Origin of the sequence: Paenibacillus taichungensis, from assembly GCF_050994985.1 — a bacterium.
In the GTDB taxonomy this organism is placed as follows: Bacteria; Bacillota; Bacilli; order Paenibacillales; family Paenibacillaceae; genus Paenibacillus; species Paenibacillus taichungensis.
In genome coordinates, this window is sequence record NZ_CP194720.1 from 105,843 (window position 1) to 122,215 (window position 16,373).

A 16,373-nucleotide genomic window follows, 5' to 3' on the forward strand; every position below is an offset into this window, starting at 1 on the left:
TTTTATCCATAAGGGGGATTACACATGAAGGGCAAAACACCAAAAACATTCGCAATGCTTCTGTTAGCCAGCGCTCTTGCCATTACAGCAGGATGCAGTGGTAGCGGAGGAGGAACTACGGCTTCTGAGACACCAACGGACACTGGTGATACGACCAGTCCAATCACCTTTACGTTCTTTGGTGCTGACGCAAGTCCAAACTGGAACAATATGAAGGACGCAGTCGGCCAAGAAATTACGAAACAAACAGGTGTTACAATTGAAGCGGAGTATGATGTGAATAATGGTGGCGACCAGAAGATACCTTTGATGGCTGCCAGCGGTGATTACCCTGATATTATCTATCCTAAAGGTAACTTGTCTAAGCTTGTGGATGCAGGCGCGATGCTTGACCTGACCGATCTGATTGATCAATATGCACCAAACCTGAAGAAAATCTATGGGGACCAGATGAACCGTCTGAAATACAGTTTGGAAGATCAGTCCATTTACACAATCCCAACGAACATGGGTGTAGATAATGTTGCGTTTGACGCTACAGGCGGATTTGAGATTCAGCAAAAGGTATTGAAAGAACTTGGCTACCCAGAAGTAAAAACGCTTGAGGATTATGAGAAAGTACTGAAAGAATACTATGCTAAACATCCAACTATTGACGGACAGCCGACCATTCCGCTGACTCTGAATGCAGATGACTGGAAAATTATGATTACTGTAACGAATCCAGCCTTCCAGGCAACCGGTGGACCGGATGACGGTGAATATTACATTAACCCTGAAACGTATGAAGCGGTGCTGCACTATAAACGTCCAGAGGAAAAAGAATACTTCCGCTGGTTGAACAAAATGTACAATGAAGGCATCCTGGACAAAGATACATTTGTGCAGAAGGATGACCAATATAAATCCAAAATCGCAAGCGGTCGGGTACTGGGACTGATTGACCAGGAATGGAACTATGGCGAAGCTGAGAATGCATTGAAATCAGTGAACAATGGCGAGAATACGTACGCTCACTTCTCTGTATCCCTCAACAAGGATATTGTGGACCATACATTCCAACCAACCGGATTTGATGGATACGGCATCGGTATTTCCACAACTGCGAAAGACCCTGTACGTATTATCAAATTCATGGATTGGCTCGCCTCGGATGAAGGTCAGGTGCTGAGAAACTGGGGTATTGAAGGCCAACACTACAATGTTGAAAATGGCAACCGTGTCATCCCTGCTGATGTGCAGGATCGCAAAGTCAATGACAACTCGGCGTTCACCAAAGAAACAGGTATCGGAATGTACAACATCTTCAGTGCTAGATACGGCGATGGTGTCAAAGATTCCACAGGTAACTACTACACAACGAACTTCCCTGAACAGATTCAAGCAGGTTATACTGCCGCAGAGAAGGAAACATTGAAAGCCTATGGCATTACAACGTGGAAAGATTTCTATCCTTCTGAAGATGATCTGAAGTTGAAAGATTGGGGCGCAGCATATAATATGCCAGTACCTTCAGATACAGATTATAACGTAGCGTTCCAGAAAACACAGGATATTGTCCGCAAACGTATTCCTGAAGCGATCCTTGCCAAACCTGAGAACTTCGATAAAGTGTATGATGATCTCCTTGCTGAGCTAGATAAAGCTGGTGCGGTAGAGATGGAGAAACAATACACCGTTTGGATCAAAGAACGCGTAGCTCTGTGGACAGGTAAAGACGTGAAATAATAGTGAAAACAAGACATAATTTATGATCATTTTCATAGCCAAAAAGGTCCCTTGAAAGGGGCCTTTTTTGTTGTTGACGAAAGGGATAGGATAGCATATAATCGTTAATGTAAGCACTTTCAGTAAGCGTTTTAAATTATTTTACGAAAACGTTTTACGTATTTTGAAGAGAGTTTTAAAGAGTTTAGGTTTTGAGAAAAAAAGAGTACAAAATTAAATTTTTAGTAAGCGCATACAGAAATGTGTCTTACGAGCGGTATCCTCAGGCTTAAAGCCTGTTATACAGATAAAACCTTCATAAATAATAGGGGGACTAGACAATGAGAGGCAAAATGAAAGGTAATACACCCAAGACGTTTGCAATGTTGATGCTCGCAAGTGCAATGCTGGTTACAGCTGGCTGCGGAAATTCGGGAAGCAAAGAAACCTCCGAGTCCAGTGGAACCGAACCGGTTACCATTACATTCTTTGGTGCGGACGCCAGTCCAACCTGGAACAAAATGCAGGATGCAGTCGGTAAAGAGATTACCAAGCAAACAGGCGTTACAATTGAGGCTGAGTATGATGTGAACAATGGTGGCGATCAAAAAATTGCGCTTATGGCTGCTAGTGGTGAGTACCCTGATATTGTTTTTCCAAAAGGTAACTTGTCTAAACTTGTGGATGCAGGCGCGATGCTAGACCTGACCGATCTGATTGAGGAGCATGCTCCAAACCTGAAAAAAATATATGGGGACCAGATGAACCGGCTGAAATACAGTTCGGAGGATCAGGCCATTTATACAATCCCAACAAATATGGGTGTTGATAATGTTGCGTTTGACGCAACAGGCGGATTTGAAATTCAGCAAAAAGTACTGAAAGAGCTCGGATACCCTGAAGTGAAAACACTTGAGGATTACGAGAATGTATTGAAAGAATATGTGAAAAAACACCCAACAATTGATGGACAGCCGACTATTCCATTGACGCTGAATGCAGATGATTGGAAGATTATGATTACGGTAACGAACCCGGCATTCCAGGCAACAGGAGCACCGGATGATGGAGAATATTACATCGATCCTGAGACTTATGAAGCCACGCTCCATTACAAACGTCCAGAGGAAAAAGAATATTTCCGCTGGTTGAATCATATGTACAATGAAGGACTGCTGGACAAAGATACATTTGTGCAGAAGGATGACCAATATAAATCCAAAATTGCAAGTGGCCGTGTACTCGGTCTGATTGACCAAGAGTGGAACTACCAAGAAGCTGAAAATGCACTCAAATCAGCGGGCAAAGATGACAGCACATATGCTCACTTCTCTGTATCTTTGAACAAGGACATTGTGGACCATACATTCCAACCAACTGGATTTGACGGATATGGTATCGGAATCACAACTTCTGCCAAAGATCCGGTTCGCATTATCAAATTCATGGACTGGCTCGCTTCGGACGAAGGTCAAGTGTTAAGAAACTGGGGTATTGAAGGCCAACACTACAATGTAGAAGATGGTCAACGGGTGATTCCTCAAGATATCCAGGATCGTAAAACCAATGACAACTCCAACTTCACCAAAGAAACAGGAATCGGGATGTACAGCGTGTTTAGTGCTAGATACGGTGATGGTGTGAAAGATTCCACGGATAACTATTACACAACGAACTTCCCTGAGCAGATCCAGGCTGGTTATACGGCTGCAGAGAAAGAAACGTTGAAAGCCTATGGTATTACAACATGGAAAGAATTCTATCCTTCTGAAGATGAGTTGCAACTGAAAGATTGGGGCGCAGCATACAACATGCCTGTACCTTCAGGTACAGATTATGAGGTAACTTTCCGAAAAACACAGGATATCGTGCGCAAACGTATTCCTGAAGCTGTTCTGACAACAACTGCGAACTTTGATAAAGTATATGATGATTTCCTCGCTGAGTTGGACAAAGCCGGCGCAGTTGAAATGGAGAAACAGTATACCGTTTGGGTTAAAGATCGTGTTTCCCTGTGGACAGGTAAAGACGTAAAATAACTTATTTTTTAATTGAATAGGCGGAGATACAAAAAAGACCCTGAGATAGGGTCTTTTTTTGCTGCTATGTGATGTTTAACATTGACGCGATTTTCGAAATCAAATATAATTTGCTTACTGTAAGCACTTTCAGATAAACGAAGATTTAGCCTTATAGGTAAGCGGGTTAGGAACAAGTAAAACAGCATTTATAGTGATTATTTAGTTATATCGAAAACGTTTTAGTAATGATTGAAAAATAGCTGATTCATGAACAGGAGTTATCTATGTCCCCATTTAATGAGAGAACAAAAGAAAATCGTCTGTGGTACCGTCAGCCCGCTACTCGCTGGGAAGAGGCGTTGCCTATCGGTAATGGTCGCCTTGGCGGTATGGTGTACGGTGGAGCAGCGGATGAACAAATCCAGCTAAATGAAGATACATTGTGGTCCGGATTTCCGCGCGACACCATTCAGTACAGCAGTCAGCGGTATCTGAAGCAGACCCGTGAACTGATTATGTCCGGGCAATATAGCGAAGCTGAACAATTGCTGAACCGCGAAATGCTGGGACGTGATGTGGAAGCTTATCAGCCGATGGGCCACTTTAAGTTGCAGCACGATGAACTGGATGGGAATACGTACGATGAGTTTGAGCGGGAGCTGAATCTCCACACCGGCATTACAACAACGAAGTATTCATATAAAGGCATTCATTATGTACGTGAAGTATATGCCAGTGCGCCAGATGATCTCATGATCTGTACCATCACTGCTGATCGTGAGGGATCTGTAAACGTAAGTGTTACGTTGGACAGTCCACATCCATATCATGTTCAGGCTTCGGGCGATGCACTTACTTTGTTCAGTCGCTGTCCGAGTCATGTTGAATCGAATTATTTCAGGGATCATCCGGAGTCTGTCATCTACGAAGAAGATCGGGGAACGGCTTATGCTGTGCAATTGGCCGCAACTGCGACGGGAAAAAATTTCGAAATATCGGTTATGGAAGGGAAACTTCATATTGAGGGAGCGGACCAGGTTGTTTTTTATCTGGCAGCGGCGACTGCTTTTGAGGGCTATGATGTGACGCCTGTTAAGGATAGTATGCTTCTAGATCAGGAGTGCAGTGAGGTAATCACTAAAGCGATGGCTCATGGCATAAAGGTTCTGCGAGAGCGACATGTAATGGATCATGGAACTTTATTTTCAAGAGTTTCAATTGATCTTGGCGCATCAGCCAACGAAGAATTACCTACAGATGAGCGACTGCAAGCTTACCAGGCTGGAGCCGATGATCCCGGCCTGGAGGCACTCTATTTTCAGTATGGCAGATATCTGTTAATGGGTAGTTCACGTGAAGGAAGCCAGCCAGCGAATCTGCAGGGAATCTGGAACCATCAGGTGGAGCCGCCTTGGCACAGTGATTACACGATTAATATCAATACGGAGATGAATTACTGGCCGGCAGAAGTATGCAATCTGAGCGAATGCCATGAGCCACTGTTTGGTTTGTTGGAGGATTTAAGCGATACCGGAAGAAGGACGGCGCGCATTTTGTACGGAGCACGCGGCTGGACAGCCCATCATAATGTGGATATTTGGAGAACATCCACGCCTACAGGCGGAGACGCAAGTTGGGCGTTCTGGCCAATGGGTGGCGTGTGGTTGACTTCACATCTATGGGAGCATTATCTGTTTACTCGTGATCAGCAGTTTCTCGCGGAACGCGCGTATCCAATCATGAAGGAAGCGGCACTCTTCTGTCTGGACTGGCTGGTAGAGGGGCCAGACGGATATCTGGTTACCGCTCCATCAACCTCTCCGGAGAACAAGTTCCTTACTGAGGAAGGAGAGGCTCGCAGCATCTCCATGGCTTCGACGATGGACATGACATTGATTCGTGAGTTGTTCGATCGATGCATTGAGGCAACCAAACAACTGGATGTGGATCAGCAACTGGCGAACGAGTGGAGCGAGGCACGTAGCAAGCTCTATCCATTCCAGATCGGAAGCGAGGGGCAACTGCAGGAATGGTTTAAGGATTTTGCTGAATCCGAACCGGGGCATCGTCACGTCTCCCATCTGTATGGTCTATATCCGGGGGAGCAGATCAATCGACTGGATACGCCGGAACTGGTGGAAGCAGCACGAGTGTCACTTGAACGTCGTATCTCACAAGGTGGCGGGCATACAGGTTGGAGCTGTGCCTGGTTGATCAATCTGTATGCGAGGCTGCTGGATAGCAAGCTTGCACATCAGTTTGTCCGTACGCTGCTGGCTCGATCCACGCATCCTAATCTGTTCGATGATCATCCGCCGTTCCAGATCGATGGCAACTTTGGTGGCACTGCCGGTATTGCCGAGATGCTGTTGCAAAGCCACTTGGGTGAATTACATCTGCTGCCAGCGCTGCCTGTGCATTGGGCGAGTGGCAGTGTGAAGGGACTTCGGGCACGTGGTGGATACACGGTGGCAATCGAGTGGACAGAGGGCAGACTCTCAAGTGCCGAAATTAAGGCTGATCACACTGGTTCGATAACCATTCGGAGTGCATGCCCACTGCGTGTGGAAGGAAACGATCAGGTCAAGGCGCAGCTTACACCTCAGGGTGATTATGTAGTTATTTTAACCGTGACCGCAGGACAGATGATCCGCGTGTCATATGAGACGGAGGAGTAAGCGATGACAATTTTTCAATTCCCACAAGATTTCCGCTGGGGAACAGCAACAGCTTCTTATCAAATAGAAGGGGCAGCGCAGGAAGGTGGACGCGGGGTATCGATCTGGGATACGTTTGCCCGTACGCCCGGCAAAGTTTTTAATGGAGACAATGGTGATGTGGCTTGTGACAGTTACCACCGTTACGAGGAAGACATCGAGCTGATGAAAAAGCTTGGGATCAACACCTACCGATTCTCCATCGCCTGGCCGCGTATTATTCCTGATGGAGATGGCGAGATCAATCGGGAAGGATTGGATTTCTATCATCGATTCGTGGATAAGCTGCTTGAAGCAGGAATCGAACCTTTCTGTACACTGTATCATTGGGACCTGCCTCAGACACTTGAGGATATCGGAGGTTGGGGCAATCGCAGGACGGTGGATGCATTTGTAAAATATGCTGAAGTTATCTTCAAGGAGTTTTCTGGAAAAATTAATTTCTGGCTGACTTTCAATGAACCATGGTGTATTGCGTTTTTGTCCAACCTGCTTGGCATTCATGCGCCAGGAAATAAGGACCTGCAAACATCCATTAATGTTGCTCATGGATTGCTCGTTGCTCACGGTAAAGCCGTTCAATCGTTCCGTCGCTTAGGCACAACAGGACAGATTGGTATTGCACCCAATGTATGCTGGGCTGAGCCTTACAGCAAATCTCCAGAAGATCAGGCAGCCTGCGACCGTTCCATTGCACTGAATACCGATTGGTTCCTAGACCCGATCTACAAAGGATCGTATCCACAATTTATGGTGGACTGGTTCGCAGAAGCTGGAGCTACCGTCCCAATTCAAGAAGGCGATATGGAAATCATCTCGCAACCCATTGATCTGTTGGGCATTAACTATTACACCATGGGAATCAATCGTTTCAATCCAGAGGCGGGTGCATTGCAATCCGAAGAGGTGGATATGGGACTTACCAAGACCGATATTGGCTGGCCTGTGGAATCACGCGGACTGTATGAGTTCATGCACTATTTGCAAAAGTACGGAAATGTGGATGTCTACATCACAGAAAATGGAGCTTGCATCAATGATGATTTGGAAAACGGTAAAATCAATGATGATCGCCGGATTGCATACTATGAGCAGCATTTGGCCCAAATTCATCGGATTATCAATGACGGCATTAATCTGAAAGGGTACATGGCTTGGTCTTTGATGGATAACTTTGAGTGGGCGGAAGGATACCGTATGCGCTTTGGTCTTGTGCATGTGGATTACCGTTCGCTGGTTAGAACACCTAAAGAAAGTTTCTATTGGTATCAGAATGTGATCAAAAATAATTGGGTGGAAACACGAATTTAGGCTGCTCTTCAATGTTGAGGAAGTAACGTTGTGAACTTATCTTTAAATAAGTGATTTAACGTTAGTTCAATTGTTAAATGCAGGGACAAACGTGTTTAATTAGATAGAAGGCGGTACATCGGAAATCCGATGCACCGTCTTTTTTTGTTATTTAATTTCAGTGAAGAGAGCACATGTTCATGAAGGTTTCATAAGGTCTGGGGTGTTTCATGTTATGAGAAGAGCGTTTTTGGGTTATAAGAAGTAAGAAGAAGTGATCTGGTCCTTGTCAACAGTTAAAACACAAATAAAGTGTCCAAATTGCGAAAGAAATTTGAACATTTGTTGACTAAAAATCATACTGATGTGGTATATTGGTATAAGGAAAGCACTTACAAAAAGGGAAAAGGAAGTGTTTACTATGGCATCGAAGACAGCAATGGTAAGCCAATTGGAGCGCAAAGATAAAAATATGCGGCGTGCAGTGTTAACGATGACAGTTTTGGCTTGGGTTGCCCTCATTACGGGAGTAATCATGTGCCTGATTAACCTGAATGATTTTAATGATCGTAACCTCGGATTAATGGTGGGTATCGGTTTCTTGGTGGGTAGTGTATTTATTTACGTAATTGCCAAATCGATTGGACTTGTTCATACACGCCGGGAAGACGAAGGCGCCGATTAAATAATCTAGCGTTGTTTCGTTCATAATAAGACTGGATGAGCTCCCGGAATCCCAGTCAATAAAGCCCTTTGCGGATTCGTTGATACTGTTCAACGGGACTGCAAAGGGTTTTATTTTGTGACTTGAAGTGTAAAGATTACAATGAGGAAATATCAAGTGTGCAAGCGATTTGTGAGAAAAAATTCACACATTTAAGGTGCAAAATCGACAAATTTGTTAACATGAACAAAAAAGTTGCTCATTTCTGATATCTTTAGAAGGAAGAGAGTAGTATACTGTTTTTTCAGTATGAGCGAATTTAAGGAGAGGGGATCAAGATGAACAAGAAACCTAGGTCGCTAATTCGGATAATCATTCCGGTTGTCCTGACGTTGGTTACAATTGCATTGATTGTCTGGCCAATGCTGGCAGGCGGGCAGTACGTTGTTCTGGATCCGAAAGGGCCTATTGGCGCTTCGCAGAGAGATTTGATTGTCATTTCGACAATTCTGTGTGCAGTCGTTATTGTGCCTGTATTGATTTTGTCTGCTGTAATTGTATGGCGTTACCGCGACAAACCGGACAATAAATCTGCTTATGAGCCTAACTGGTCTCATAGCACTAAAGCGGAGGCTATCTGGTGGACCATTCCGATCATTATTATTGGGTTGTTGGCGGTTGTAACCATTCGCTACACCTATGATCTGGAACCTTCGAAGCCATTGGCTTCCGAGAAAGCACCGGTGACCATTCAAGTATCTTCACTGGACTGGAAATGGCTGTTTATGTATCCGGAGCAAGGTATTGCAACGGTCAACACGTTGAATATCCCGGCAGACCGGCCCGTAAAATTTGAGCTCACCGCGGATTCACCGATGAACTCGTTCTGGATTCCGCAGCTTGGTGGACAGATTTATACAATGTCGGGTATGGCGATGACCTTGTACTTGCAAGCTGATCATGAAGGTCAATATTGGGGTTCAGGTGCCAACTTTACCGGAGAACACTTCGCCCAAATGCGTTTTGACGTCAATGCCACATCGGAGGAAGACTTCAATAAATGGGTGACTGAAGTGAAACAACAATCCCAACCGCTGACGCAAGAAACGTATAAAACACTGGCGGAACCGGGAACAAGCAATGTAGCTTATTATTCTTCCTTCCCTGAAGGACTGTTCCAAGACATCGTGACCAAGTATGTTATTGACGGTCAAAGTGCTCACAGCAAGCATGGTGAAGCTTCAGGTGTCAAAGAGATTACTACGCAAGACGTGGACAAGAGTGCTAACTAAAGATTCGAAAGGAGGCCCCCAATGTTAGAGAGACTTAAGGAGTTTGCATCGGAGTTTTTCGTTACCGGTGATCCGCTGATTTATGGTGCGGACGTGGCGATCGGAATTACGATGATTACCATCGTAGCGGTGCTGACTTATTTCAAAAAATGGGGCTGGCTCTGGCGTAACTGGTTAACTACCGTCGATCACAAAAAGATCGGTATTATGTATATTATTGCTTCCATAATCATGCTTTTCCGTGGTGGTGTGGATGCACTGATGATGCGTCTTCAGCTAGCTATGCCTAACATGGATTTCTTACATCCCGAGCATTATAATCAGGTCTTTACGACTCACGGTACCATCATGATCCTATTCATGGCGATGCCGTTTATGTTCGGTTTATTTAATGTTATTGTACCGCTTCAAATCGGGGCAAGGGACGTTGCGTTCCCATTCCTTAATGCACTAAGCTTCTGGTTATTCTTCCTGGGAGCAATGCTGTTCAACCTGTCCTTCGTTATCGGTGGTTCACCGGACGCAGGCTGGCTCAGTTATCCACCTTTATCGGAGCTATCGCATAGCCCGGGGGTGGGACAAAACTTCTATATATGGGGTATTCAGATTTCGGGTATCGGTTCCCTGGCTACCGGTATCAACTTCCTGGTTACCATCATTAAAATGCGTGCGCCAGGCATGAAATGGATGAAAATGCCGATGTTTACATGGTCGGTATTCTCCACTTGTATTATCATTCTGTTTGCATTCCCAATCTTGACTGTGACACTTGCATTGCTCTTCCTCGACAGGTTTGCGGGGGCGCATTTCTTCACACTTGATCTGGGCGGTAATCCGATGATGTATATCAACTTGATCTGGATGTGGGGTCACCCTGAGGTATATATCGTTGTCTTGCCGGCATTCGGCGTGTTCTCCGAGGTTGTAAGTACATTCTCGAAGAAAAAATTGTTTGGTTACAAATCAATGGTATTTGCGATGCTGATCATTAGCTTCCTGTCCTTCTTTACATGGGCGCATCACTTCTTCACGATGGGCTCGGGAGCAGATGTCAATGCATTCTTCGCCGTTACCACGATGTTGATTGCCATACCAACAGGGGTTAAGATATTTAACTGGCTGTTTACCATGTTCCGAGGAAGGATACGCATGGATACCCCGATGCTATGGACAATAGCATTTATACCATGCTTTATCGTCGGGGGGATGACGGGGGTTATGTTGTCCGTTGCACCTGCTGACTTCCAGTTCCACAACAGTTACTTCCTGATTGCCCACTTCCACCAAGTATTGATCGGTGGTGTAGTATTCGGATACTTTGCAGGTCTGTACTACTGGTGGCCTAAAATGTTTGGATTCCAACTACCTGAAAAACTGGGTAAATGGGCTTTCTGGACTTGGAATATCGGTTTCTATGTCTGCTTCATGCCGCAGTACGCTGTCGGTTTGATGGGTATGACACGTCGTCTGAGCACCTATGGCTGGGATACTGGCTGGTGGGAACTGAACTTTGTATCCACAATCGGGGCATTCCTGATGGGTGTCGGATTCTTGTTCCAGGTTGCACAAATCGCAGACGGTATTCGGAAATACAAAACACTCAAAGCTTCTGGCGACCCTTGGGGTGGTCGTACGCTCGAGTGGTCGATTCCTTCACCTGCTCCTGAATATAACTTCGCCATTACACCGCGCGGAGATGATATTGATGAGTGGTGGGAAGAGAAAGAACGTCGTGCCAAAGGAATTTATCCACCTGAACAGCCGCTTGAGCCGATTCATATGCCTAAGAATTCCGCGATTCCGTTCATCATGTCTATATTCTGGTTCATCGCCGGTTTCGGCTTTGTATTCGGATGGCTGTGGATGGCGATTCTTGGACTCGCTGGCGTAGGAATTTGCATGATCGCTCGTTCATTCTCATACGATACGGATTATTATATTCCGGTTGACGAAATTAAGCGTACCGAAGCGTCGTTAAGGGGGTCGGTATAAATGGCTCAAGCAGCCGCGAAGCACGGTCATGACCATGCACATGATCATGACCATGGTCACCATGACCCGCAAGAATTGAAAATACTCGGATTCTGGTTCTTCCTGATTTCCGACGTGATCCTGTTCTCCGTATTGTTCGCAACCTTTATTGTGTTGCGTGACAATACGGCGGGCGGACCAGTGTTGTCTGAATTGATCAAAATGCCTGGCGTTATTGCCGAAACATTTATTTTGCTCACAAGTTCATTCACAAGTGGACTTGCAGTTCTTGCCATGAATCAGGGCAAGGTGAAGCAATTGATCAGCTGGCTGGCAGTTACAGCTGTTCTGGGTGCGAGCTTTATCGCCCTGGAAGTAACGGAGTTTATTGAGCTGATTCACGAAGGGTTCAGTTATACAACGAGTGCAGCTTCTGGTGCATTCTTCACCCTTGTGGGTACTCACGGACTTCACGTATCGCTCGGTCTGATCTGGATGATCGGATTGATGCTGCAACTGAAAAAACGTGGAATTACCGATGTAACTCGCGGTAAAATCAACGTAATCAGCTTGTACTGGCACTTCTTGGACGTCGTCTGGATTTTCCTCCTGTCGATCGTCTATCTGATGGGGGTGATGTAGATGGCAGAGCATAACTCACATGAGTCCCATGGCCACGAACAGCATGGTTCACTCAAGTCCTATGTCATCGGCTTCATTCTGTCCGTTGTCCTGACCATTATCCCTTTGGTAGTGGTTCTGAATGACATGATGGGCAGAACAGCAGCGCTGAGTGTCGTTCTGGTAACAGCAGGACTTCAGTTTGTGGTTCAACTCTTCTTCTTCATGCATATCCGTGAATCGGAGAAGCCACGTTGGAATGTAATGGCTTTGATCTTTGGTCTGTTGATCATGTTGACCATCGTTATTGGTTCCATCTGGATCATGTTGAACAATACAGTTGCACATTAAGTTTTAGGCAATAGCTTAAGGGATCTCCCGACTTTATTCAAAAGTCGGGAGATTTTTTTTTACCCTATTTGATTGCACGCAATGCGGGTAGAATAAGGTAAGGGATAGACGAGTTCCAAAAAGTCGAAAATAATGTCGAAAAAAGTTCTTGATTTTTCTTCTCGAATCCGTATACTCAGAAATATAAGTAATCCGAAACGTTTTGGAGGAAAGCAATTGGCTACAATTAAAGACATATCACAAATGACGGGATTTTCGATTACGACCGTATCCAGAGCTCTGAATGGGTACTCGGACGTCAGCGATAGTACGCGCAAACAGATTAAAGAAGCCGCCGAAACCCTGAATTATAGTCCGAATGGTCTAGCGAGAGGCCTGGTCATGAAGGAAACCAAAACGCTGGGGTTGCTCGTATCAGGCATGACGTACAAAAACATCGATAACAACTTTGTTTTCGAAGTGCTTTGCGGAATTAATGATAGCGCTGCCAATTCAGATTATGATCTGATTTTGTTCAGCACGAATACGGCGAAGCAAAAGATGAAAACGTACACACAGCTGTGCAGGGAACGAAAGGTGGATGGCGTCATTCTTCAGGGTGTGAAGACGGATGATCCGTATTTGCAGGAAGTATTGGATAGTGACATTCCTTGTGTATTAATTGATATCCCCATTCACAGTGAGTATGTTGGTTTTGTATCAACGAATCACAAACAAAGTGCACAGACTGCTGTAGAGCACCTTATCAGTTTGGGTCATCGGCAGATTGCCATGGTGAATGGTTACCCAGAGGCTTTTGTTTCCAAGGAGCGCTATGAAGGATATTCCGATGCAATGAGCAGCGCAGGATTCAGCTTGAAGCCTGAATGGATCGTAAACGGGAATTTCACGGAAGAGGAAGCTCAGCAGCAAGCAGCAGAGTTGTTGAAGGCTTATCCAGAAATTACAGCAATCTTTTGTGCAAGCGACATGATGGCTCTGGGTGTAATGAAGGCTGCGAATGAACTAGGTATCACTATACCGGATGAATTGTCTGTAGTGGGATTTGATGACATTCCGACAGCCGCTTATTTTCAACCACCACTAACCACCATCGGACAGAACATGTATCAGTTGGGACATGAAGCTGCAAACCTGCTGATGGGCATGCTGAGATCGGAAAACAGCCCCAAATTTAATATTTTGCAAAATGAATTGGTTTTGAGATCCTCGACAGCCAAACCAGGTCGCTGAGTTTAAATGAGAAATACGGTTCGCGAGGGATTGCAAAATTACCGAAATGAAGAGAGCACCGAAATGTTTTATAAAATCCGAAACGTTTCGGTATTATTTTCACTCAAATCCAAAACGTTTCGGATACATCATAAGATAGACATAGGGGGAATACACATTGCTGAAATACGATGCAGGACAAGGAGAATGGAGCAACTGGCTGGTAACTGAAACCGGGTTTGATCCGGCTCATCAAGGGAAAGGCGAAGCTATACTCTCACTTGGAAACGGCTACATGGGACTTCGCTCCGCAACGGACGAGAATTATGTTGGACAAGTGCGGAACTGGTTCGTAGCTGGAACCTTCAATAAGTTTGACGAACATGAAGTAACTGAACTCCCTAATGCAGCAGATGTGACGGAGCTTTCAATCACCCTGAATGGGGAAACCTTCAGCTTGGAAAAAGGAAGAACGATCAGCTACAGTCGTCAACTGAATCTCAAAAATGGTGAGCTGACTCGTAACGTGGTATGGCAGAGCCCAATAGGAGAAAGCTTTGAACTTCAATTCCGTCGTTTTGTTTCCTTGAGTAACCGTCATTTGGTTGGTTCATCCGTAAGCATCAAGCCACTGGATGGTCAGGCGCGTGTTCACATTGCATCCGGTATTAATGGACAATGGACGAACTCGGGTGCGCAGCATTTCACAGAAGGCGAAAAACGGATATTTGAAAAGACATATATTCAAATGACGTCAACGACGACACAATCTGCTATTGATTTTGTAACCAATACGGTGCACCACTGGCAGCTGAATGGTGAAAAGGTTGAGCCGGAACTGCGTCAAACGATGGGACGTCGCAAGGTTGGCATCGAAGGCACAGTGACCGTGGAAGCTGGACAATCGGTAACACTGGAAAAAATCTCGAATGTGCATACTAGCCGCGATCTGGTGTACAGCAACGGTGGATATTCACTGGATCAAATGCGTGAATCGGCGCTGACAGAGCTGAAGCAAGAGTCGCAAAAAGGGTATGATCAGCTATTTCGTGAAAGCGCTAACTCCTGGGCGGATACTTGGTCCACGTACAACATTGAAGTGGACAGCACAAGTGGTTATGACCAGCTTGCCATCCGTTTTGCCATCTATCACCTCGTCATTATGACACCAGCGCATGATAATCGCATGGGCATCGGGGCGAAAGGATTAAGTGGTGAAGGGTACAAGGGACATTCCTTTTGGGATACGGAAATCTTCATCCTTCCATTCTTCATCTACAGCAACCCCAAGATCGCAAGATCCTTGCTGGAATATCGATATCAGGGGTTGGATGGAGCTAGAAGTAAAGCCAAGGAGAACGGATTCGAAGGAGCCATGTATCCGTGGGAAGCAGCCTGGATCGAAGATGGCGAAGTTACACCGGTATGGGGAGATGTAGATATCGTAACCGGAGAACAGACGAAGATCTGGTCCGGCTTCATTGAACAGCATATTACCTCTGACATCGCTTATGCCGTTTGGCATTACGTCCAGTCTACAGGTGATGAGGCGTTCATGGATCAATATGGCTACGAAATCATTTTTGATACAGCAACGTTCTGGGCCAGTCGTTTGGAGTGGGATGAGGCCAAGGGCCGTTATCATATCAATGAGGTTGTTGGACCGGATGAGTATAAGGAACATGTGGACAACAATGCATTCACCAATCATATGGCTCACTTCAATATGGAACTGGCCATTCAATATTATGAAAAGCTTGAGCAGGAAAAACCTGAGTTGCTCAAGGCATTGTCTGTGAAGCTTGACCTGAGATCCGCTCGGGAAGCGTGGAACAAGCTGGACCAAATGTATCTGCCAGGGCCAAATGAACAAGGACTTATTCCACAAGATGATACTTACTTGCAGAAGAAAGTCATTGATCTTACCCCATATAAAAATCAGACGAAAGTCGCCAGTATCTTCAATGACTACAACCTGGATCAGGTTGGTGAAATGCAAATTTCGAAGCAGGCTGACATTATGATGCTTTTCTTCCTGCTTGAAAATAAATTTGAACCCGCTATCAAACGTGCGAACTATGACTACTACGAGGAAAAAACATTGCATGATTCCTCACTGTCCCTATCGACGCACAGTATCCTTGCCAGTGATTTCGGTGATCGTCCGCTCGCATATGATCTGTTCCGCCGGGCTTCAGAGATTGATCTGGGGCCGCATATGCACTCTTCGGATGCAGGTATCCACTCAGCTTCGCTGGGCGGAATATGGGAATGTGTGGTGATGGGATTTGCCGGAGTTCGCATGTTGGATGGCCAGCTTCATCTCGATCCAAAGCTGCCTGAGTCCTGGAACAGTCTGAAATTCCCGCTCTACTGGCAAAACCAGCTGTTGCATATCACAATCACGTCCGAGGGTATTCTAATCGAGAGTGATGCAGAGGAAGAAATTTCTCTCCTTCTGTCCGGTCAGAAAGTTACTTTCAGCAAACGGTTTCAAACCTTGGTTTAATATAAATCCATGTGGGAG

Annotated in this window: 11 protein-coding genes; all 11 read left to right on the plus strand. The window is 45.4% G+C overall.

Features of this window, described 5'->3' with window-relative positions; all coding sequences use genetic code 11:
• Positions 1-24: 24 nt before the first annotated feature.
• The 11 genes from ACR1R9_RS00545 to ACR1R9_RS00595 all read left to right on the plus strand — a co-directional run bounded on the left by ACR1R9_RS00545 (position 25) and on the right by ACR1R9_RS00595 (position 16,355).
• Positions 25-1,728 carry an ABC transporter substrate-binding protein gene (locus tag ACR1R9_RS00545; protein ID WP_076291219.1) on the plus strand — a complete coding sequence of 568 codons (1,704 nt, stop codon included), beginning with the start codon at positions 25-27 and terminating at the stop codon, positions 1,726-1,728.
• A 320-nt stretch (positions 1,729-2,048) separates the two neighbouring features.
• Complete coding sequence (locus ACR1R9_RS00550; RefSeq protein ID WP_409347652.1) at positions 2,049-3,746, plus strand: ABC transporter substrate-binding protein; 1,698 nt, start codon at positions 2,049-2,051, stop codon at positions 3,744-3,746.
• 266 nt (positions 3,747-4,012) lie between these two features.
• On the plus strand, positions 4,013-6,406 hold the full coding sequence (locus ACR1R9_RS00555) for a glycoside hydrolase family 95 protein (RefSeq protein WP_433921927.1): 2,394 nt from the start codon (positions 4,013-4,015) through the stop codon (positions 6,404-6,406).
• 3 nt (positions 6,407-6,409) lie between these two features.
• Entirely contained in the window at positions 6,410-7,756 is a 1,347-nt protein-coding gene (locus tag ACR1R9_RS00560; RefSeq protein WP_076291221.1) for a GH1 family beta-glucosidase, read from the plus strand.
• 400 nt (positions 7,757-8,156) lie between these two features.
• On the plus strand, positions 8,157-8,420 hold the full coding sequence (locus tag ACR1R9_RS00565) for a hypothetical protein (RefSeq protein ID WP_076291222.1): 264 nt from the start codon (positions 8,157-8,159) through the stop codon (positions 8,418-8,420).
• Between the two features lie 317 nt (positions 8,421-8,737).
• Entirely contained in the window at positions 8,738-9,691 is a 954-nt protein-coding gene (gene cyoA, locus ACR1R9_RS00570; protein ID WP_175381688.1) for a ubiquinol oxidase subunit II, read from the plus strand.
• Positions 9,692-9,712: 21 nt separating this feature from the next.
• Positions 9,713-11,683, plus strand: a complete 1,971-nt coding sequence (locus ACR1R9_RS00575) for a cbb3-type cytochrome c oxidase subunit I (RefSeq protein WP_076291224.1) — start codon at positions 9,713-9,715, stop codon at positions 11,681-11,683.
• On the plus strand, positions 11,684-12,304 hold the full coding sequence (gene cyoC, locus ACR1R9_RS00580; RefSeq protein WP_064640614.1) for a cytochrome o ubiquinol oxidase subunit III: 621 nt from the start codon (positions 11,684-11,686) through the stop codon (positions 12,302-12,304). It begins immediately after the preceding gene.
• On the plus strand, positions 12,305-12,634 hold the full coding sequence (gene cyoD / locus ACR1R9_RS00585; protein ID WP_076291225.1) for a cytochrome o ubiquinol oxidase subunit IV: 330 nt from the start codon (positions 12,305-12,307) through the stop codon (positions 12,632-12,634).
• 216 nt (positions 12,635-12,850) lie between these two features.
• Complete coding sequence (locus ACR1R9_RS00590; RefSeq protein WP_433921926.1) at positions 12,851-13,867, plus strand: LacI family DNA-binding transcriptional regulator; 1,017 nt, start codon at positions 12,851-12,853, stop codon at positions 13,865-13,867.
• A gap of 157 nt (positions 13,868-14,024) precedes the next feature.
• Entirely contained in the window at positions 14,025-16,355 is a 2,331-nt protein-coding gene (locus tag ACR1R9_RS00595; RefSeq protein WP_433921925.1) for a glycoside hydrolase family 65 protein, read from the plus strand.
• The last annotated feature ends 18 nt before the right edge of the window (positions 16,356-16,373 follow it).

What these genes read in the sequence shown, in the direction of transcription:
- ACR1R9_RS00545 (WP_076291219.1), top strand. Translation starts at nt 25, where the DNA reads ATGAAGGGCAAAACACCAAAAACATTCGCAATGCTTCTGTTAGCCAGC.
- ACR1R9_RS00550 (WP_409347652.1), top strand. Translation starts at nt 2,049, where the DNA reads ATGAGAGGCAAAATGAAAGGTAATACACCCAAGACGTTTGCAATGTTG.
- ACR1R9_RS00555 (WP_433921927.1), top strand. Translation starts at nt 4,013, where the DNA reads ATGTCCCCATTTAATGAGAGAACAAAAGAAAATCGTCTGTGGTACCGT.
- ACR1R9_RS00560 (WP_076291221.1), top strand. Translation starts at nt 6,410, where the DNA reads ATGACAATTTTTCAATTCCCACAAGATTTCCGCTGGGGAACAGCAACA.
- ACR1R9_RS00565 (WP_076291222.1), top strand. Translation starts at nt 8,157, where the DNA reads ATGGCATCGAAGACAGCAATGGTAAGCCAATTGGAGCGCAAAGATAAA.
- cyoA (WP_175381688.1), top strand. Translation starts at nt 8,738, where the DNA reads ATGAACAAGAAACCTAGGTCGCTAATTCGGATAATCATTCCGGTTGTC.
- ACR1R9_RS00575 (WP_076291224.1), top strand. Translation starts at nt 9,713, where the DNA reads ATGTTAGAGAGACTTAAGGAGTTTGCATCGGAGTTTTTCGTTACCGGT.
- cyoC (WP_064640614.1), top strand. Translation starts at nt 11,684, where the DNA reads ATGGCTCAAGCAGCCGCGAAGCACGGTCATGACCATGCACATGATCAT.
- cyoD (WP_076291225.1), top strand. Translation starts at nt 12,305, where the DNA reads ATGGCAGAGCATAACTCACATGAGTCCCATGGCCACGAACAGCATGGT.